Annotated in this window: 15 protein-coding genes; 7 read left to right on the top strand and 8 right to left on the bottom strand. The window is 51.1% G+C overall.

Features of this window, described 5'->3' with window-relative positions:
• The first annotated feature begins 186 nt into the window (after positions 1-186).
• Positions 187-618, top strand: coding sequence for a hypothetical protein (locus tag IPH59_09105; GenBank protein ID MBK7091866.1), 432 nt, complete (start codon positions 187-189; stop codon positions 616-618).
• 9 nt (positions 619-627) lie between these two features.
• Here the strand turns inward: IPH59_09105 and speB are convergent, their stop codons facing one another.
• Complete coding sequence (gene speB, locus IPH59_09100; protein ID MBK7091865.1) at positions 628-1,494, bottom strand: agmatinase; 867 nt, start codon at positions 1,492-1,494, stop codon at positions 628-630.
• A gap of 113 nt (positions 1,495-1,607) precedes the next feature.
• A complete protein-coding gene (locus IPH59_09095) occupies positions 1,608-2,819 on the bottom strand; it encodes a TIGR00300 family protein (GenBank protein ID MBK7091864.1) in 1,212 nt (403 codons plus the stop codon).
• A 253-nt stretch (positions 2,820-3,072) separates the two neighbouring features.
• Between IPH59_09095 and IPH59_09090 the strand changes: the two genes are divergently transcribed.
• Positions 3,073-3,399 carry a hypothetical protein gene (locus IPH59_09090; protein MBK7091863.1) on the top strand — a complete coding sequence of 109 codons (327 nt, stop codon included), beginning with the start codon at positions 3,073-3,075 and terminating at the stop codon, positions 3,397-3,399.
• Positions 3,396-5,603 carry a sigma 54-interacting transcriptional regulator gene (locus tag IPH59_09085; GenBank protein MBK7091862.1) on the top strand — a complete coding sequence of 736 codons (2,208 nt, stop codon included), beginning with the start codon at positions 3,396-3,398 and terminating at the stop codon, positions 5,601-5,603. The genes IPH59_09090 and IPH59_09085 overlap by 4 nt, the downstream gene beginning before the upstream one ends.
• 635 nt (positions 5,604-6,238) lie before the next feature.
• Here the strand turns inward: IPH59_09085 and IPH59_09080 are convergent.
• The 4 genes from IPH59_09080 to IPH59_09065 form a co-directional block, all read right to left on the bottom strand.
• Complete coding sequence (locus IPH59_09080; GenBank protein MBK7091861.1) at positions 6,239-8,911, bottom strand: zinc-dependent metalloprotease; 2,673 nt, start codon at positions 8,909-8,911, stop codon at positions 6,239-6,241.
• A gap of 294 nt (positions 8,912-9,205) precedes the next feature.
• A complete protein-coding gene (locus IPH59_09075) occupies positions 9,206-10,102 on the bottom strand; it encodes a hypothetical protein (GenBank protein MBK7091860.1) in 897 nt (298 codons plus the stop codon).
• Positions 10,099-10,935 (bottom strand): bifunctional DNA-formamidopyrimidine glycosylase/DNA-(apurinic or apyrimidinic site) lyase, encoded by an 837-nt coding sequence (mutM, locus tag IPH59_09070; protein MBK7091859.1) that lies wholly within the window; start codon positions 10,933-10,935, stop codon positions 10,099-10,101. Before mutM ends, IPH59_09075 begins: the two co-directional genes overlap by 4 nt.
• Positions 10,913-11,563 (bottom strand): class I SAM-dependent methyltransferase, encoded by a 651-nt coding sequence (locus tag IPH59_09065; protein ID MBK7091858.1) that lies wholly within the window; start codon positions 11,561-11,563, stop codon positions 10,913-10,915. Before IPH59_09065 ends, mutM begins: the two co-directional genes overlap by 23 nt.
• 211 nt (positions 11,564-11,774) lie before the next feature.
• Between IPH59_09065 and IPH59_09060 the strand changes: the two genes are divergently transcribed.
• The gene (locus IPH59_09060; protein ID MBK7091857.1) at positions 11,775-13,943 is read left to right on the top strand and encodes a UvrD-helicase domain-containing protein; all 2,169 of its coding nucleotides are present in this window, start codon (positions 11,775-11,777) and stop codon (positions 13,941-13,943) included.
• On the opposite strand, the gene IPH59_09055 is transcribed toward IPH59_09060, so the two are convergent.
• Positions 13,940-14,770 (bottom strand): hypothetical protein, encoded by an 831-nt coding sequence (locus IPH59_09055; GenBank protein ID MBK7091856.1) that lies wholly within the window; start codon positions 14,768-14,770, stop codon positions 13,940-13,942. The genes IPH59_09060 and IPH59_09055 overlap by 4 nt on opposite strands.
• Entirely contained in the window at positions 14,736-17,048 is a 2,313-nt protein-coding gene (locus IPH59_09050; GenBank protein MBK7091855.1) for a PD40 domain-containing protein, read from the bottom strand. The genes IPH59_09055 and IPH59_09050 overlap by 35 nt, the downstream gene beginning before the upstream one ends.
• A 182-nt stretch (positions 17,049-17,230) precedes the next feature.
• Here IPH59_09050 and IPH59_09045 point away from each other — a divergent pair, with 182 nt between their 5' ends.
• From IPH59_09045 to IPH59_09035, 3 genes are all read left to right on the top strand, one after another.
• Positions 17,231-18,001 (top strand): HAD-IIA family hydrolase, encoded by a 771-nt coding sequence (locus tag IPH59_09045; GenBank protein ID MBK7091854.1) that lies wholly within the window; start codon positions 17,231-17,233, stop codon positions 17,999-18,001.
• Positions 18,002-18,334: 333 nt separating this feature from the next.
• Entirely contained in the window at positions 18,335-19,291 is a 957-nt protein-coding gene (locus IPH59_09040) for a cytochrome c3 family protein (protein ID MBK7091853.1), read from the top strand.
• 10 nt (positions 19,292-19,301) lie between these two features.
• Positions 19,302-19,857, top strand: a 556-nt coding sequence (locus IPH59_09035; protein ID MBK7091852.1) for an MtrB/PioB family outer membrane beta-barrel protein, incomplete at its 3' end; no start/stop codon positions are given.

Here is a 19,857-nt window from a genome sequence, read left to right as displayed (position 1 = left end):
CAATCGTCAAGCGCAATATGGGTTTAGGGGCATAGATCGAGATTTGATGAAAAGGCGGTAAAACTTGAGAGGTTTCTTTCCGATACATGATACAAGGGCTAATTTCTGTTCGGATGTTCCCGAGTTTTGCAGGACAGAGGTTCTGCAAAGCGATAAAACGTAACAATGTGACAGGTGGCGTCAGGTATGTCGTTCAAGACTTTTCTGTGGGCTGGAGTTTTTGTTTTCATCGGTCTGGCGATCATGAAAGCATTCAAGACGGATACGTCTGATCCTAACGCAGTATTGACGCGATACCTCAGCCATTGGGAGTCAAACAACTCGACCAGGATGTATCCGCTGATTTCGCAACGGGCAAAGGAAGAACTCCGCAAGCAGAATGTGGCGAACGTCACGGACTACTATGCATTCTTCTCCGAGAAACGGCAGGATCTTGGCGGCTATGAGTTGGTTACTCAAGAAGTCAGGGACGACAATGGTCGATATTGGATTCACCTCAAAGTCGTCGATATGCTCGGAAGAGAGGCTGTTGAGGATGCGACATTTTATGTAGTGAAGCAGACTGATGGCTGGCGTGTTGACGGCTGGCAACGGGCAGGAAGCTATCATCTGCCGTAGGCTCAGGGATTACTTCTTTAACGAATCATATCCGATTATCTTGTAGATCAGTTTGGCTGCCAGGAAATCCGCCGCATGATAGCCTTCGATAGGCGCCAACTCCACAACATCGAATCCCACCAAATTGCATTTAGATACAGCTTTCCGAAGTAGCTCCAGCGTTGGATACCAAAGCAAGCCTCCCGGTTCGGGTGTTCCTGTTGCCGGAACCAGTGACGGGTCGAAGCCGTCGAGATCGATGGTGATATAGAGATCGCCGGACAGCCCGGAAACGACTTCATCGATCCAGCCGGGATGAGAGTTGATGTAGTGAGCCGAGACGATCTTGGTATTGGTGGCTTTGATGTACTCGTGCTCTTCGATTGAGTAGTTACGGATACCGACACTGACGGTTTTGTCGGTCAAGTCGCGAATGCGGCGCATCACGGCTGCGTGGCTGAATTTCTGATTGAGATAGCCATCGCGAAGGTCGGCATGGGCATCAAGCTGGAGGACAGTCAAGTTCGGGAATTTCTCAAGACAGGCACGAACGGGACCGTAACTGATCGAGTGCTCGCCGCCGAGCATGCAGACCTTTTTGTTATCTCCAAGCAGTGTCTTTATGCGCGAGTAGATGATCTCGTTCTGGACTTCGGGACCCTTGGAAGTTGTCTCCAATGGCGGCAGGGTGTGAATGCCGACTAAGTAGGATTCGACCCCTAGTTCGTCATCGAACAATTCAACTTCGTGAGAAGCTTCGATGATGGCATTCGGACCATAAGCGGTGCCTGCGCCATAAGTAACTGTGCCTTCGTAGGGGACGGGAAGAATAACGTATGGTGATGTATCGTAGCGGGATTTGTCTTCCGGTATACCAAGATAGTTATAGAGTGTCATAGTCTCGAATCGTTTTCCTTTGAACTGGTTAAGGATCAGAAGGTATTAGATATATTTCTACGATTCAAGTCAACATGAAAACGGGGCAAAATCGACACAAGTATGAGACTCGGCTATTTGCAGAGTTTGTCGGCGAGCAGGTGACAGAAGAGGCCGACATCGGTGACGATGCCGAGAGCTTGCGAAGAGCCGCGGTCGGCGAGTTTGGTGACGACTGATGGGTTGATGTCGACGCAGACGGTTTTGACTGAGGCTGGAAACATATTGCCGGTGGCGATGGAATGGAGCATTGTCGAGAGCATCAACACCATTTCTGCGCCTTTGATTTCATTGGCGTAGGCGGCTTGCGCTTCGTTCATGTCGGTGATTGTCTCAGGAAGAGGGCCATCATCCCGGAGCGAGCCAGCCAGCACAAAGGGGACTTTGGCTTTCACCAATTCGTACATGATGCCGGTGCGCAGGATTTTCTTGCGGACGGCGTTCTTAATCCCTCCGGCGAGATTGACTTGATTGATGGCGCGCATGTGATTGCGGTGACCTTGGTCAACCGGCGTTCCGGCGGAAGTATCAACTCCCAGTGATGTACCAAAGAGCGCGTTTTCGATATCGTGAACAGCAAGCGCGTTACCGGTCAGGAGCCCGTCAATAAATCCGCCGCGGATCATCCGGGAAAGGGAATCAACAGCGCCGGTATGAATCACTACCGGACCGGCGACAATGACCAGCTTGCCTTTTCGTAGACGAATCATATCGGCGACTTTGTCGACAGCGAGGGAGACCTTCTTCTCGGAAGAAACTTCGTTAGACATGAAGCTGAAGTCGCCACGCTCGCGCGATTTGAATTCCGGGTGTACTCTGACGCCGTTGAGGCCGCATACAATCATCTCGCCCTTTTTGACTTCGCGCAATTTGCGAACTGAAGCTTTGCCGCTCGCTACGACGATGACGCCATCCATGCGCTGGTTTGCGACTTTGATCCAGCGGCCAGCCAATCTGATTTCGGTGCGAAAATTGGTAGTCGAGTAGAAGTCGTCGGGCACGCCCTGGTCTTTGAGAGCAGATTTGAGAGTGACAGCCTGTTCGGTCACAACGAAGCAGCCTTTGGCATTGAGCAGGTTCAGCAGCAGGGTCAGTTTGTCTTTCGAAGGAGCGGTGACGCGGAGTTGAGCGATTGAAGTTTCGACGTTAGTCTTTCCGATTACAAAGTCGCGTATTTCAAACTTGCCGCCGGCTTTGATGATGAGATCAAAGACCTCGCTCAAGATATCGGAGTCGACGATGTGTCCTTCGATTTGAACCATGGCTTCGTTGTTGGCTTTGGTCATAGTAATTCACTTCCTCTCAAGCAGTTATCGACCGGACACAGTTTGAATTTAGCTTGACAAACTCCGGTATCGATACTATTATTAAATGTGGATACTCGGGTAGCAAACTCAGGTAGTGCATTTTCACCGGTACCATCTCACCGCCTAATTCGTCTTAAGAGTAGCTAAACGCATAAAATAGAATGTCGCAAGGGCATTGAGTCTGCCTTTGATGATATAGATCGAAAAACACTTTATCAGGAGGATCTACAGGATGAGGTTCAAATCACTTATTTCGCTGGTCGCCATCGCATGTTTGCTGATGGTGTCGATCAATCCATTGACAGCAAGAAACACACCGTTCCCGGAGAGTACGCGAGACAATCAGGCTCATCCATGGCAGGATGACAATCAGTATGTCTCGCCAGATGACATTGCTCTTATCAGTATCCCGGTGGGACCGATCGTGATTTCGATTGAGGTGCCGTTGAACTGGCTTGGCTCAAAGACGAGCAAGGCAACTAAGGAAACCAACACAACCAAGAAGACAGTTAGAACCTCCAAGCCGATGAGCCTGAACAAGAAGGGTGAAATTCGATGAGTCAAGCATTCGCAAACATTGAAATTGCGATGCTCATCGAATTGCGTCAGCTGCTTGACGAGAAACGTTATTCGGACGTTATCGCCAAGACTGCCGTAGTGGCCGCTGACGGGAACTTTTCTTCGGGCAACGCAGACATTGTGCGTCTCCTGTCCATGAGAGGGACTGCACTTTTCCAACTATCTCGACATGAAGAAGCGCTGGCTGTAGTTCAGAATGCGCTCGCCAAAATTAAGGGTACAGATGAGAATCTCCTCATTGCCGAACTGCAATCGACGGCGTGCCGCTGTATGGTTGAATTGGGCCGGGTCAATGAGGCAGAGCGCGCGTATCGCGATCTCATCGCCACTTATCGTCGCGTCGATAACACCATCGGCGTAATCCGGTCATTGAACCGGCTTTCGCGAATCCACTTCATCAAGGGTCAATACGCCAAGTCGATTGATCATCTTCTTGAAGCGATGGACTATGCGCGGGCGATCAATGACTCCAAGTGGAAAGCCATGATCACCGGTAACCTCGGCACCATTTTGAATCTCAGCGGCGAGTTTCACCGCGCGCTTGAGTATCTTGCCGAGTCGCTTGAACTAAATCTCGCGCAAGGTGATAGTGTCAACGTCAGCCGCACATTGCTTTCACAGGCGTTTGCGCAGATGCATTTGCACAATTTCTCGGAAGCTGCCGCCGAATTGAACGCAGCAGAAGAGATGATCGGAGTTGATCAAGTTGCGAATCGGATCTCGTTATTGCACTATCGTGCCCAACTTGCACTTCTGCAGGGCGAGTTTGCGCGGTCGATCGAGTTCGCTACCGAAGGATTGGCTCTTGCGAATTCTGCATCTGGATTAGATTCAGACCAATCGCAGATCAGCAGAGTGCTGGCGGAAGCGAATCTTGGTCTCGGCAACAATGCCGAAGCAGGTCAATTTGCCGGCGAAGCTCTGGCGATTGCTGAGAGACTCGGTGAGCGTGTGGAAGTTGCCGCTTGTCGACGTATTCTGGCAATGGTTGCCGCTCATAATGGTGACACTCGACTCACTGACTCCGAATTCAGCGCCGTAACGCGAATTCTTGACGATGTCGGCGCTCGCTATGAGTTGGCGAGAGCTTATCAATCGTGGTCATCGGTTGCAACTAAGACTTCGCACGTTCGCGAGCACCGGACCGAAGCTGAACGCATTCTGCGCTCGTTGAGAGTCCCGAACGAATCATCGGCTGTACCTGCTGACAGTGAAAGTGAACTTGCCTCGAGGTTGATGCTGATTGGCAGTTCCTCGTCGTTCACAGAGGTAATGGATCAGGTCAACGCGATTGCTGATTCGGAGATCCCCGTCCTTTTGTTGGGTGAAACCGGCGTCGGCAAGGACATGATCGCGAAGCACATTCATCAGCATTCCTCGCGCTGCAATGGCAAGTTTATCGAAGTCAATTGCAGCACAATTCCGCACGGACTGGCTGAATCGGAGCTATTCGGACACGAACGCGGCGCGTTCACAAGTGCCGATGATACCAAGATCGGCTATCTTGAAGCTGCTTCAGGCGGAACGCTCTTCCTGAATGAAGTCGGAGAATTGCCGTTAGCGATACAGGTCAAACTTCTGACGGCATTGGAGCAGAAGGTAGTTTGCCGTGTCGGCGGTCTGGTTCCACGCAAGGCTGATTTTCGGATCATCTCAGCAACGAATGTCGACCTGGAAGAAGCTGCAAAGAATAATTCTTTCAGGAAAGATCTGTTCTACCGTTTGGCTATCATGACCGTAAAGGTACCGCGTCTTGCCGAGCGCAGAGATGATATCCTGGCATTGTTCGAACACTTCATGCGGCTCGAAGGAGTCTCTTTGCGTGGAGTTGACCGTCAAACGCGGGAGCTGCTCAATACCAAGTTGCTTAACCGCGACTGGACGGGCAATGTCCGCGAGCTTAAGAGTGAAGTATACCTGTGCAGTGTGATGGAAAGGCGCGACCCGAGGGCAACCTGCCTGCGGATGATTTCGCGTCTGACTCCGCCGGCGCAGGATATTACGGCACAGGTGAATGAAGGTACGGTGCCGTTGAATGAGGCTGTTGAGGCTTATGAGCGTTCGATTATCCACTCGGCGCTCAATGCATGCGACGGCACCATTCGTCGTGCAGCCGCCCGACTGGGACTGCCAGAGGCGACTTTGCGGTCGAAGATGAAGAAGTATCGTATTAGCGCAGCGTGAGACTCAACGCGACTGCGCGAAATTTCGCTACGAACGCTAACGCCATGACTCATAGTGGCTTAGCGTAGTGATTCCTGTTAAAGTGCCGGTCGGTGCGCGACAACTCGCGCATCGGCCGGTTTTTTTGTTTCTGAATTGGCGTTGCGATTGGGCTGAGACGAATATCTTCTATTTCGTAAGTCGTTGTCAATAAGTCAAATAGGGGACCAATCAGAAGCCTGATCAGGATTTGTTAGCGTTTGTTTCAAAACGGCATAATGATTGCTATGTGTTAAGTCAGTCGCAGTGAAGTAGCGGCTGCTCCAATCTCACATTGGTGCGTGGTACCAATCTTCAGGAGTGATGGGTTGTGGGGAATGGAATCCGCCCGGACATGCTCGGCCGGGCGGATTCTTGTAAATTAAGTTGCCTTTCTGTAGAACCGTTCTTGCTTCTTTCAGATCGGGTTCACTTCAAAAGAAAGCCCGGCGTCGATGGAACGACCGCCGGGCTTCCTCATTTTGAGTTGAAGGAAGCACAAAGAAATTACGTCAAAGTGGGAGCACTCTAAATGGAATCGCCGCCTGGTTTACGAACCGGGCGGCGATTGCTTTACACGGTCGTTCAGTTGTGAACGAACCAATCAAATCGTCGGACTACATCTTCAATTCGATGTTGGCTTCAAGAGCGGCATTGACTGTCGCCAGTGATTCTTCCAAATGTCCACGAGTAATGGTGTCAGTAGTCCCGCCCAAAGCGGTGCCGATTGCGCCCTTCAGAGTGCGCAGATCGACGCGAGCCAGTGTGCGCGCATCCGCCGGATAAGGCGAGGTTTTGTCGGTCACCATGTTGACAAGAATCTCCAAGTGACGGCGCTGGAGATTACGGCGATAGCCATTGACGTTCTTGCCGTTGATGACTTCCGCCCAAATGGCGCGCCGAACATCCTGGAAGATATCCGTCATGGAATAAACGTCCTCACCGGAGTTGTACAGCTTCTCGATGTCATTGACGCGGGCCAATGTGGTCGGGCTATAGATGTAGGTGAGCGGAGTGATCTGGACGTTACGGACTTGGTTATGCAACGGATATTCGATGCGCTGCATTTCGTAGACAGACCAATTGAAATCAGGGAAGCGTTCCGGCTGGAGTTTCGCCAGCAATTTCGGATTGAAGTTGAATGCATCAGTTGACCAGATGTTGTCAGCAATAAACTTCAACGCCTCGCGCTGCTTTGCGGCAGGAATCGGGGTGAAGGGCAGTTTGCCACCCGGATCGCCGATTCGGGCGCGGCTGTTTTCGATACCACCGATGAAGCGAGCCATTTGTGCACCGCCACCGGCAAACCCGCTCCAGCCGTAACCGAAAACATTGCGAAGTCTCTGATAGCTGTAACCGGGCTTCTCGAATTCGCTCTCGACCTTGCTCCAGATTTCCTTGCCGAGATTAATGCGCATTTTCCAATACTCAAGCGGGTCTGATCCCAGGTCGAATTGTGTGGCATAGGGATCGATGGCGCGAGAGGAATTGCCGAAGCAGTCTTCGTCGGTGGCGAACGCATAGAGCGGATCACCGGCCTTCGATGCAAGCTTCTTCAATTCGTTGTACTCTTCTTCAATCGAAGTCGCATTGATTTCCTTGTAACCATACTCGATGATCCACTTATCGTAGGTACCGGGTCTGGTGGTATAGAAATCGGGCTGCGGTACGCCGTCTGGTACAAGATTCGGTGGCGCATATTCCATGACTGTAGTAACGACGCCGTTTTGGGCTACGAAAGCCTTATCGGTCTGCTGTGCGCGAGAGAAGGCAGCAGATGCACGGAAGTTGTGGCGTAAGCCGAGGCAATGGCCAACTTCGTGAGCGACCAGCTCAGTGATGTATTCGTTGACGTATTTCTGCGTCAGTTCGGACTTGTCGCCGAGGGTGGAACGCAGCATCAGAGTAGCCATGCCTTCAGCGGCAAGCTCTGCTGATTTCGGACCGTAGTCGCACATTTCGCCAAAGTGGGCGTGCATGTACTGGTCGTCGCCGGGGTTGCGAAGCTGTTCTTCGAATTCGGATTTACCGTAGGCAAGCGGTTCCAGGAAGCGCTCTGCGTAGGTGAACATGCCACGAACGAAGTCGGCGCTGATGCGGACATCAGCATCGTAAATCTGGCCGGTGAACGGATTGGCGCGCGACGGGCCGACGGCATAACCGGCGCCCGGTGAAACGAACCAACGGACTGTGCTGAAACGCACATCAGCCGGATCCCAATCAGCGGTGTCGGGCATTTCTTTCGCGATGATGGCATTTCTAAAGCCAGCGGCTTCAAATGCGCCCTGCCAGAATTCAATACCGGCCTTTACAGCGGGGCGGTATTCAACTGGAGTGGTATTTTCGATCCAGAACACGATCGGTTCGACCGGTTCGGAAACTGCGGCACCCGGGTCTTTCTTCTTGAGGTGCCATCTGTTGATATAGCGGACGTAAGGCTGGTCGCTGTCCAGCGAGGTGTAGTCTTGATGCATTGTCAAGAAATAGCCGGCGCGTTCGTCTGCGATGCGCGGACGATAGTCGGATTCCGGCAATGTCGAGAGAGAATAATGGTAACCGAGAATCATGCTGTAAGGTGACGGCAGGGTTTCGGCATCGTTAGGCTGATTCGTGCCATAGTGCAGGTGGACGTCGATCTCAGAATTTTGCGGGAAAGACTTAATGGCGCCGAAATAGCTATTGGTCTTATCGAAGCGGAACCCGGTCTTTCCTTGCTGTCCGAGGAAGTAGCTGATATTGCCAATATCCTGAACGAACATTTCGGTCGGATCGATCAACACTGTGCCGGCTGTGTCAGGATTCGAGAGAATCTTGGTGGAACCGAACAGCGACTTGGTCATCGAACGGTCCATTGCACGCGACATAGCAGACGTCGAGTCAGCACGGACGCGGAGATTGACCATCAGCAGTTGCAGCTGTTCGCCGACACGCTGGAGTTCAAACGGGAACGACCCGGTTTGAGCGCCGGCATCAAAGAAGCTGCCGTCACCGGCAGAACGGGTCATGTTGCACAGAAAGATCTTTTCAAACTGGTCTTTCTTGACGGCCATCAGGACTTTGTTTTCGTCCTTATCAACATAGAAATCGAAAAGGCCCGGTACCTTGGTTAGACCCTTGGCGACTTCGCCGAATGGTTTCAGTTTCGGCTTCTTGGCCTCAGGCGCTTCCGCCTTTTTGGCATTGCTCTTTCCCGACTTGTTATGCCAATAACGGGCTTCAGCTGAATTGATTCCAATCAGCATGGAGCCGGCAAAGGCCAACAAAGTGAGGAGGATCATGGTGCGACGCATAGTTATTCCTCCAATGGACGCGTTGTGGGGGTTATAAGACGAATTGTTAATTTGCCGAGAAGAAAATTGTAATTAAGAATCACGTAACCACTAACTGAAAAAAGCTCAATTAAGTTTACTGGTTTGCTCTCAGTTTGTCAAAGCACAAAAAGCCTGCCAAACTGAGCAGACACACTACCACGTGAACTTATTACGAATGTTTTTCTGAAATGTTCGGAAAAATCACAGCCCGACGGCAGAGGGATTCTCTGCCGTCGGGCTGTTGATCTTGCTTGCAGGAGTCAAACTTGGAGATTAGTTGATTTGACGAAATTCGAAGTTTCTCACGCGATGGCTCGGTGACACTTTGCCATTCGGTCCGGATACTTGGGCATCGCCTCTCTCGCTAACCTTTGCCGCGAGGATATCGCCATCGTCCAAGGCTATCAGGAAGCTGGCGGTGATAGTTAGCGAACCTTCCCAATAGTATGAAGCTGTGGGACCAGCCCAATGTTCGATACTCAAAGGCGAAGTCGAAGGGTGGAGATAGACAATCGCGCAAGGGCGATTCTGAACGTTAGTCAGGCCGGTTAACTCAAGCACCATCGGAGCGAGGTTTAATTTATAGTCCCTGACGACGCTCTCTATTTTCATGCATAACGGGTACGGAATTGTCACCTTGGCGGAATCGCCAATTTTGGTGAGTTGCGAAGCGGCGGAATAACGAAGCTGCTCGATCAGACGGGCATACTTGTAGGCTTCGGCAAAGTCGAAGATTTCGACATAAATCAGCGAGTCGGGGATGACTATTCCCTGATCGTAGCATTCTCCCTTTTTGGGGATGGCGCGCGTAAGCATAGAAGGAATCGAGAATCCATCGAGCTGGCGTACGGTCTGAAGGCGAAGATCAGGTTTTTCAGCGGGACCGTTTTGCCCGACTGCGAACGAGTCGATTGTGATTTTATAATCGAGTCCCTTCTCCGGCGTGTTACTGGCGCAGTATTGCGAAAACGCGAGCAGGTCGCGCTTATAGGTGAGAGGCGTCGAGTTTTCACTGAGGGCACGGGATTCCACCCATACCTCATATCGCTGCAGGTCACCTTTCTTGGCGCGAGAAGTGACATTAACAGTCTCGTTGACCGCTTTGGGAATGGCCGATTGGCCGAACAGAAGTATCGGAGCGAACAGTATTAGAGTGACAATCAGCTTCATCGGACTCTCTTTCTTCTTCTAACTGGTTTCAGCTGCTGGCAACCGGGACAAAGATGTGTTCCGCGCCCAACTGCTCTGATTTTAACAATTATTTCACCACAACGGCTACAAGAATTACCTTCCTGATTATACACACGGAGGTAGCGGGAATATTCACCCGGATTGCCGTTGACACCACTATAACTGTCGAACGTAGTGCCCATTTTCTTAATCGCGGAATCAAGCACTTTGCGGATACTTGAGGCAAGATCAGCGATTTCAGTATCTTGGACCTGATTGCAGGGGCGCAAGGGGTGAATTCTGCTAAGATACAGGGATTCATCGGCATAGATATTACCCAATCCGGCCAGCGCCGACTGGTCAAGGAGAAGCGCTTTGATCGGGCGCGAACTGACACTAAGCAGATTGGCCAGGATAGTCGGTGTGATGGCGGTTGCCTCAATGCCGAGCTTGCGGAAACCCTCGTTGTTGGTTTCCCGGAGAAACTCCATAATGCCGAACTTTCGTGTATCGCGAAAGATCAACTTGTCGGAGCCAGTTGTGAAGGTCGAGACGAAATGATCATGGGACTGACGCCGTTCGCGATTATCTATAAACAGAATCTGACCGCTCATACGCAAATGGATCAGCAACTGCCGTCCGGAAGCGAGCTCGGCGATGATGTATTTGCCGCGCCTGTCAAAATTCACGAATGTATCGCCTGCCAGAGTCCGCAATTCGGTGTCGCGTTTGCGAAGATGCTCGGCGATGTGCGGAATCGTCCTGATGGTCCGGCCTTTGGCCTGCGCATTCAGTCCGCGCACGACAGTTTCAACCTCGGGCAGTTCGGGCATTGGTGAGCTTTCTGAAAATCAGAATCATGTTGTCGCTTGTGGCAGTCCGATACGGGTCGAGTTTGGCATTACCAAATGCAGCGGTCAATTTGAGTCCGAGAGATTGGGCTTGAGCGACGATTTCCTTCTTAGTCCAAAACTTCAGGCTGGTTGAGGTGATGTTCGAGGAGGAAACGACGCCATTTGTAAGGCGATATATTGGCATATAGAAATCCCAGAATTCGCCCCGCTTGGAATAGAACGGAGCGAAGAGGACTTCGGTAGTCAATTTCGGGGGCAGGAAATGAATTTCTTTTCCGGTGAATGTACCGGAGTTGACCGTTTGCAGTACGAAGTATCCCGAATTGATTAATGAGCGGCTGATACCGGTAAAGGTAGCCTTCAGCTTCTGACGAGTCAAGAGGTGGGGAAGTGTATTGCCGAGCATAACAACCTGATCAAACTGTCCTGAGAATAACTTCGGAAGTTTTGCCATATCACCGACTGAGAATGTAACGCCTGAGAGCGAGGAGTGCGATTTGACTGCGGCTTCGATCATCGCAGATGAACTGTCGAGACCATGATAGCGTATTCCTGCTGAAGCAAAGCGGGAGGCGTGGCCTCCGTCGCCACAGCCGATATCGAGCACAGATGACGGCTTTAGAGAGAATCGATCAGATATGCAAAGAGCTGATTTTCTTTGGAGCTGCGGTTTTGCCAGTCAACTTTGAGATGATAGACCGGCGCAAGCTGTTGGTAGAATTGATCGTTGTTTGAGCGTGATTTCATAAGGATAAACTGCGAAGTATCGGCAAAGTTTCACTTGTCATGATATCGGTCACAAGTATATTGGGCAACCCATGAATGGTCAAGACAAAATCCTCGGCGGTTTGAACAGCGAACAGCTCAAAGCTGTGACGCATGTCGACGGTCCACTACTTGTGCTCGCTGGAGCGGGTTCAGGTAAGACGAAAGTTCTGACGTCACGCGTCGCGCATTTGGTGGCGCAAGGTCATGCAGCGCCGGAACAGATTCTGGCGGTTACTTTCACGAACAAAGCGGCGGGCGAAATGAAGGCGCGAATCGAGAGGTTGACTGAGATCGACCAACGCCGGATGCAAGTTTCGACCTTCCATTCTTTTTCATCATTGATGCTCAGGTTTTACGGTGATCGAATCGGTGTTCCGCAGAACTACACGATCTATGATGAAGACGACGCGATGAGCCTCGTCAAGACAAGTATTGCTGAACTGGGCCTGGATATCAAAACGACGGCGCCCCAAATGGTGCGGAGCAAGATCAGTGACGCGAAATCACAATTGGTAGATTCGGCAAAGTATCTGACGATGGCAGGGAATTTCATCACAGAGCGTGTGGCGCGTGTATATGAACTCTACCAGAAGAAACTGTTTGCGGCGCGAGCAGTGGATTTCGATGACTTGCTGTTTTATGCCGTTAAGATTCTTCGGGACAATGAAGAAACGCGCATGCGGCTGCAAAGCAAGTATCACTATGTTATGATCGATGAGTATCAGGATACCAATCACGCTCAGTATATGCTCGCCAAGTTGTTGACAGCGGGACATAAGAATCTGTTTGCTGTGGGTGACGAGGACCAGTCGATTTATGGATGGCGCGGCGCAACAATCGACAATATCCTGAACTTTGAAAAGGACTACCCGAACTGCCGTATCATCCGTCTCGAGCAAAACTATCGCTCGACGCAAACGATTCTGAAGGCGGCCTCCGAGGTCGTCGCTTACAATCAGATGCGCAAGGGCAAGACGCTTTATTCTGTGGGCGACAAGGGTGATCCAGTCACATTGTTGATTGTGGAAACGGATCGCGACGAAGCCGAAAAGATTTGCGAGAACATCGAGACGCTGGTAGCACAGGGAGTGATTCGACGCGAGATTGCGATTCTGTATCGCACCAACGCTCAATCACGCGCTATTGAAGAGTCGCTCAAGCGCAGATTCATTCCATATCGAATTGTCGGCGGACTGAGATTCTATCAGCGCAAGGAAATCAAGGACATGATGGCGTATCTGCGGTTGATCGAGAATCCGAAGGACGACGTTAGTTTCAAGCGCGTGGTGAACTATCCCAAGAGGGGAATTGGCGACACGACGGTCGCCGCGATGAGCGAGTTGGCGCGGTCCAAGAATCTATCGCTGTTTGAGTTGGCGATCGACAAGGGCGCGAATGCCGAGTTGGGCAGAACCGTCGTCGTCAAGCTGGCGAAGTTCGTTGAGATCATAAACTACTTTAAGGAGATGTCGCGCTCCCTGCCGCTGGAACCGCTGTTGACACTGGTCGCAGAGCAATCGGGAATCAACAAGGATCTCAAGGAGAACGATCCGAGCGGCACAGAAGGGCGTTTGGATAACGTAGCGGAATTGGCATCATCGGCGGGTGATTTCGGCGTTGAGAGACCCGAGGCGACACTGGCGGATTTCTTGCAGGAGATTTCGCTTTATACAGATCTCGATAACTGGGATCGCGAGAGCGACACTGTTACCTTGATGACAATTCACGCTGCCAAGGGATTGGAATTCGAAGCAGTTTTTGTAGCCGGTCTTGAGGAAGGATTATTTCCGCTGGGCAGGAGCCTTGAAAACCCGGCTGACCTTGAAGAAGAGCGGCGGCTTTTCTACGTGGCAATGACACGGGCGAAGAAGCGGCTGTTTATTTCCTATGCAAACACGCGCGCTCGTCTTGGTGGGCGGCAGTCAATCAGATCGCGATTTGTCGACGAATTGCCCGACGAAGTCGTAGTAGCGGAACGGCACACAATGGTCAATGCGTATGGGGCAGTGAACTCCGACTACGAGCATGCAATGACAATGCAAAATGATCAGTTCGCAGCGATTCGAGTCGGCAGCTCGGTAGCTCATGCACGGTGGGGAGAAGGAACGGTTCTGAAGCGGAGCGGTTCCGGTGATTCAACAGAAGTCGAAGTACGTTTCCATTTTGCCGGCACCAAAAAGCTGCTGGCAAAGTATGCAAAATTGCGGGTGTTAGCTTAACGAAGTTTTGACATCAAGCGGGAGACGGCCTCGGCCAACTGGTTGTCTTCGCCGCGGTCGGCTTTGCTTAAGTCCAGTGCAACGTGGTGGTCGGGCGTAACCCCGAGATTCTCCAGATTCTGATCAGACAACGAGAACCAACCGACTGTCGGTACGCTAAGCACAGAACCATCGGCCATAATCTTCTTCTCAGTCCCAATGACGGCACCATAAGTTGTTGTGCCGATCACTTCTCCTAATTTCAACTCTTTGAATCCCTGCGCAACTATCTCAGCATCAGAGCTTGTGTACTCATCCACCAAGAGAGCGATCGGGCCGGCGAATGCCCAAGGTGCGTCGGAACCGCCAGATCCAAGGCGCGGACTGTGTTTGACGTACGGTTTGCGCGATAGAATCGACAATAGGCGGTCGTGCTCCGATCCTCCAGAATTTCCGCGCAGGTCGATAACGAGTGCACGTTTTGATTGCGAAAGCACTTTGATATCGTCTTCGAATTTTGCCACGCTGGCTGCGGAAATCTGCTGCAGAGCAATGTAGCCAACTTGATTTTGCGAGAGTTGATCGACAGTGCCTTGAGTTTTTGACTCGCGGAAGCGCCAAGCGAGTTCGTGATATTCGTCTTGGGATACCGGAGTCAGGTACACCGAACGAGTGATACCGCCGCGATTAATAAGGTCGACCTTGACTTCCTTGTCAATCACACCCTCAAGCGGTGCGAAGTAGTTAGTCGTTGATTCGAGTTTAACGCCGTCGATGGCTGTGATTTTATCAAATGCCCGGATTTCTGATATCTTACGCGCAGCTGGTGAGTCCTGGGAGCGTTTCAAGTACAATCACGCCGGCGGCATTGTCTTCGTAGTCGGGAAAGACGCCGATCATGCCGGTCTCGCGGAGGTTGCTTTGATTCGGCCAGATGTTCAGATGCGAAGCGTTTATCTGTCCGAGCATCTCGCGAACGAGATCGTGGAAATCAACAAGTTCGGAACGTGCGGCTACTTGCGGACGATAAATCTCCTGCAATGATTCCCAATTCGTGCCGTGGAAAGAATTGTCATAGAAGCGATTCTTGATCTCGCTCCAAACGTCGCCGAATACTTGGCGATGCAGTTCACTGCGACTAACGGACCATTCGGCGCGAAAACCGATTCGATTTGGAATGCCGATCTCCGTGTCAATCGAGAACAAGCGTCCGGTTGCGTCATTCAAAACAAACTCGTTTGACTCGCCCCGGAACTGAAGCCCGTGGGGACGCGAGATTGCCTCAGTGAGGAGTTTCGGTTTAGGATCCTCTATGTGTTGATGAAACACTTCATCGCTAATAGTAGAGAAGACAAATGCGCTCGAATTTGAAGCCGCTGCTACGGACACGACGATTCCGGATTCGGTGAGCCGCTGAACCCGGTTGGAAATTGCCTCAAAATCAATCGTCACTGGCGAAGCAGTTCGCGACGACGGTGTCGAAGAGGAACTGAGGTATTCTCGTCGTTGTGAATGCGACATCTCGGAAACCTGACGGTCGAGGTAGAAGTAGTAGACATCGCCGTCTTCGATATAGTAAATCATCTTACCGTCGGATGAGAATCTTGGCTCGCGATACCAACCGGGAACAGTACTGACCTTTTCAATCGAACCGCTTTCACTGTCGCCTATGAATAACTCATTGTCCCAATTGCCGTCACGCTGAGTGAAGACGATGTAGCGTCCATCGGGAGACCAGGAGAAGTCTCCGATGGTATTCTTGTCGGCGATGGTGCGTTCGGTAAGTTTGCTCATGTCGGCAACTACGAGTTGGACATCGCCGCGGATGAAAGCGATTCGCGCCATGGTAGGAGATATTTGCGGCGATCTCAGGCTTTGTTGGGACTTAACCGGAGTTTCGACATAGAGATCGTGTGAATTCTGCAGCAATGGGCGCTGGGAGTCATTGGAACTGAGGAGCTGGATGGCATAATCGCCGTCGACGCGGGTAACTAATGCTAACTGGCGCGAGTCCTCAGCCCAGAAAAGGTCGTGTTCTGCGGCAACTGAATTCGTCAAGTGCCTCTGATCGTCATCGCCGAGGGATCGGCAGAACACCTCGCCCCCGACTATATAGGCGAATGAGTTGCCATCAGGCGCAAGCACGAATTCGCTGATGCCGGAATCGGCGCTGAAAAACGCAAAGTCATTGGTCTTTTCTGAGCTAATTGCTTCGACCATCAGTTTGCGGCCCTGCAGAGATTTCATGTCGTAGAGGTATATCTCGCCGGCAAGCTCGTAAGCAACCAGAGATCCGTCGGCAGACAATGTCGGATGGTGCACGTCGAGACGGTGGTTCGTCATTTGAACGACGGTGCTTCCGATCAAATTGCGCCGGAAGAGATTGTAGTTCCCAGTCGAGTCCGACAAGTAGACAAGTTCAGCAGAACCGGGGACGATGGCGCCGTACAAGTCATTTCCCGACGAGAACGTCAGTTGCTCGATATTACCCGATTTGAGATCTTTGGAATAGATGTCGCAATTGGCGCTGCCACGGTAACCTTTGCGCCACCAGGGGATTGCTCCTCGGACAAATATCAGCTTCTCATTGTCAGACGTTTTGGTCCCAAAGGTCGATGCGATTTGCGTTAGTGGTTTTTCACGGCCGCCAAAGGCCGAGATTTCCCAGACCTGTTCGAAAGTCTGGTCGCGGCGAGAATGAAACAGGACGCGTCGGCTATCGGGCGACCAGCCGGAGACAAAATCGTCATCGGAGTGCCAAGTCAGGCGCGTTTCCTTACCACCCGCAGAGGGTATGGTGAAAACGTCGAGGCTGCCGTAGCGGTTTGAGGAAAAGGCTATGCTCTTGCCATCCGGCGACCAGACGGGAAAGATTCGTAGCCGACGTGGACGGTAAGTCTCGTTGCATTTCCACCTTGTGCGGAGACAGTCCAGAGGTCGCCTTCGTAGGAGAAGCAGATTCTTGAACCATCTGGCGAGGGCGCAGGATGACGCATTCCAAGCGTTTGTCCGTAAACACCGGAGGCGGCAATAAGGGTGAATAGGCAGGCAATAAGTACCCGCAATGCAATAACAAACAAGTCTTGAGCTCCAAACCGGGTCATGAGCCGAGATAGCCAGCACCAATTTGACGCGCCAGCAGGACAAATGCAAAATCTTTTTTGGCGCTACCCTTTTGATTCGTTCGGATTTCGTTGCAAGAACTTGAGTTAGCTGCCAAAGATATACAATTTGTACTTGTTGACTTAGGTGAGTGTTCCGTTATTTTGCGGGCAAAGCGCGAAACAACTTCAAGTGGAAATAGGACTATGCCAATTAGATTAGAAAAGAACAAATCAGTACTTTGCGATATGGACGGCGTTATCATTTGGGATAATCACCTTATTGAAGGCGCCAAGGAGTTTGTTGACTCGCTTTTAGAGCGAAAAACCCCGTTTCTGTTCATAACGAATTACCCTTCGCTGACACCTTCTGATCTAAGCCATCGACTGAAGAATGCTGGTCTTGAAGTGCCAGCAGAGCATTTCTATACTTCTGCTATGGCGACTGCGACATTTTTGCAGAGCCAAGGAGCTGGCGACAAGGTATTTGTAATCGGTGAGGGTGCGCTAACTCACGCGCTGTACGAGCACGGATTTAAGATAACGGATCAAGACCCAGATTTCGTTGTGCTCGGGGAGACTCGGGCATACAATTTCGAGATGATAGAGAAGGCAATACGGCTTATTCGCCATGGAGCGAGGTTCATTGCGACCAACCCTGATGTGTCGGGTCCTTCAGGATTCCCGTCGTGCGGAGCTTTGGCTGCACCGATTGAACGCGTGACAGGAAAGAAGCCATTCTATGTTGGCAAGCCGAATCCTTATATGATGAGGGCGGCACTTTGGAAGATCGATTCGCATTCGGAAACGACTATAATGATCGGCGACAATATGGAGACCGACATTATTGCCGGAATTCAATCTGGGTTGGATACTATCTTAGTGTTGTCAGGTGTTACGCAAGTCGATGATATCGATAAATATCCCTACCGTACGAACTACACCTATGCCAATGTCGGTGAAATCGAAGCTATCTAATTAAATATAACCTCATTTGCCCACATTTTGTTGGTTAGCATTTCCGATAGGAATTGCTGAATAGGTACACTCACCCAATACCACACGAAGACCGTCCTGCTTTTAAGGGACTAAATCACTCTTTTGGCACTCAAGTTTGTGATTGTTTTCACGATAAACTTAAGTGAAATGTCGAAAGATGACAAAACTATGACACTTTTTTGTTGACTATAGAATGGCATTCGGTTTAAATGCGGCAACTGAAAGAAGAGGACTTTGTGATAGATTTCACATATTCGGACATCGTAAATCCACAATCAAAACATGGAGTAATTACTCATTAACGGGGTTGATATGAATAAAATCAACATGTACCGAACCGCGAGGGTCTTGCTTCTGGTTGTGATAGCACTGGGACTATGTGGCTGGTTGGTGAGCGGGAAGTTAGTAGCTTCCGACAACGCTACCGCCGACAACGCCGCTTGTCTTGAATGCCATCAAGACCAGGCAGACAACCTTCTCGGTTCAAAACATGCCCTGACTTCGGCGACTGCCAAGGGAATGGCTGTTACCTGTGTTGGGTGTCATGGAGACTGGGAAAAGCATCTGGACGATCCCGAAGTCAACAAACCGGCAGTGCCGAGCAAGTTGGCTTTTGCAGCCCAGGCAAATCTTTGCGCCAGTTGCCACCAAGGGGAGCATCAGACCGCCATGGTGACGACTGATCCGCATGGGCGGGCGGGGCTCGATTGTGCGACCTGTCACAGTGTTCATGACAACATGAACGAAGGGCTGGTCAAGGATGAGTCGGAAGAATACTGCGCGACTTGCCATTCGACTGTAATGGCACAGTTTAGCGCACGCTCGGCGCATCCGCTTCACGAAGGCAGTGTCAAGTGTCAGGACTGCCACTCAATGTCGGATCGCAAAGACATGATGCTTGCGACCGGATTCGACTGGGCTTGTCAGAGTTGTCACTCTGATTATGCCGGTCCGCACGTTTACGAACACCCGGTTACCTTCAACCATCTGGTTGACGGCGGCGGATGTATCGAATGCCATAGCCCGCACGGTTCGCCGAATGAGAAGCTGCTGACTCAGCCCGAAAACGGGACCTGTCTGCAGTGTCACGGTATGCCGGCCGGGCATCGCGTTGCACATTCCGGAATGGCGACCAGAATCGACTGCGTTAACTGCCATACCGAATTTCACGGTTCGAACGATAACCGCCTGTTTCTTGACCCGATGTTAACAACGACGTTCTACGCCAATTGTTACTCATCCGGCTGTCATGACAACCTGAAGAAGTAAGGAGGGGAATATGAGAGTATTTAAGGTACTTGGGCAGACAGCCATTCTCATCGCCGCTCTTTGCTCGTTGTCACTTGCGGCAGCGGGTTCGGGCGATGTCAAGGTTGGTTATGTCTATCTTGACGAAGAAGGCAATCAAAGCGCTTATCACCCAACTTTCAACTTGTATGAAGGCGCTACGATCTCATTGGAAGGATTCCGTTACAGATTCGACAACGGAATGCTGATGAGAGCCAATTTGCATAATATCATTCTCAATAACCGCAATATGAATGCTTCGCTGGCACAGCCGGGACTATTCGATGTCAAGGTTGGTCACGACCAGTTCCGCCGGATTTACAATTTCGACGGGACCAGCTTCACGCGCCGCCATCAAGAGCATGCATCATTGAGCGTACAGCCAATGAAGTATCTCAAGCTGTTCGGCGGCGTGTTGATGATGGAACGCTCCGGGACGACGACCGATTTGTTCGATCCGACTCCAGTTGCGGCCACAGTCGATGTTGACTACAAGCGCAGTTATTACAATGTCGGCGCGCAGGTCAACTACGAAGGCTCGATGATTT

Source organism: bacterium, from assembly GCA_016708315.1.
Lineage (GTDB): Bacteria > Zixibacteria > MSB-5A5 > CAIYYT01 > CAIYYT01 > JADJGC01.
Note: the sequence above shows the minus strand (reverse complement) of the source record. Positions and strands in the feature narration are given on the sequence as shown.

Bases quoted from the DNA above. Each gene is read 5' to 3' on its own strand.
- IPH59_09105 (MBK7091866.1), top strand. From the start codon at position 187: ATGTCGTTCAAGACTTTTCTGTGGGCTGGAGTTTTTGTTTTCATCGGT.
- speB (MBK7091865.1), bottom strand. From the start codon at position 1,494: ATGACACTCTATAACTATCTTGGTATACCGGAAGACAAATCCCGCTAC.
- IPH59_09095 (MBK7091864.1), bottom strand. From the start codon at position 2,819: ATGACCAAAGCCAACAACGAAGCCATGGTTCAAATCGAAGGACACATC.
- IPH59_09090 (MBK7091863.1), top strand. From the start codon at position 3,073: ATGAGGTTCAAATCACTTATTTCGCTGGTCGCCATCGCATGTTTGCTG.
- IPH59_09085 (MBK7091862.1), top strand. From the start codon at position 3,396: ATGAGTCAAGCATTCGCAAACATTGAAATTGCGATGCTCATCGAATTG.
- IPH59_09080 (MBK7091861.1), bottom strand. From the start codon at position 8,911: ATGCGTCGCACCATGATCCTCCTCACTTTGTTGGCCTTTGCCGGCTCC.
- IPH59_09075 (MBK7091860.1), bottom strand. From the start codon at position 10,102: ATGAAGCTGATTGTCACTCTAATACTGTTCGCTCCGATACTTCTGTTC.
- mutM (MBK7091859.1), bottom strand. From the start codon at position 10,935: ATGCCCGAACTGCCCGAGGTTGAAACTGTCGTGCGCGGACTGAATGCG.
- IPH59_09060 (MBK7091857.1), top strand. From the start codon at position 11,775: ATGAATGGTCAAGACAAAATCCTCGGCGGTTTGAACAGCGAACAGCTC.
- IPH59_09045 (MBK7091854.1), top strand. From the start codon at position 17,231: ATGCCAATTAGATTAGAAAAGAACAAATCAGTACTTTGCGATATGGAC.
- IPH59_09040 (MBK7091853.1), top strand. From the start codon at position 18,335: ATGAATAAAATCAACATGTACCGAACCGCGAGGGTCTTGCTTCTGGTT.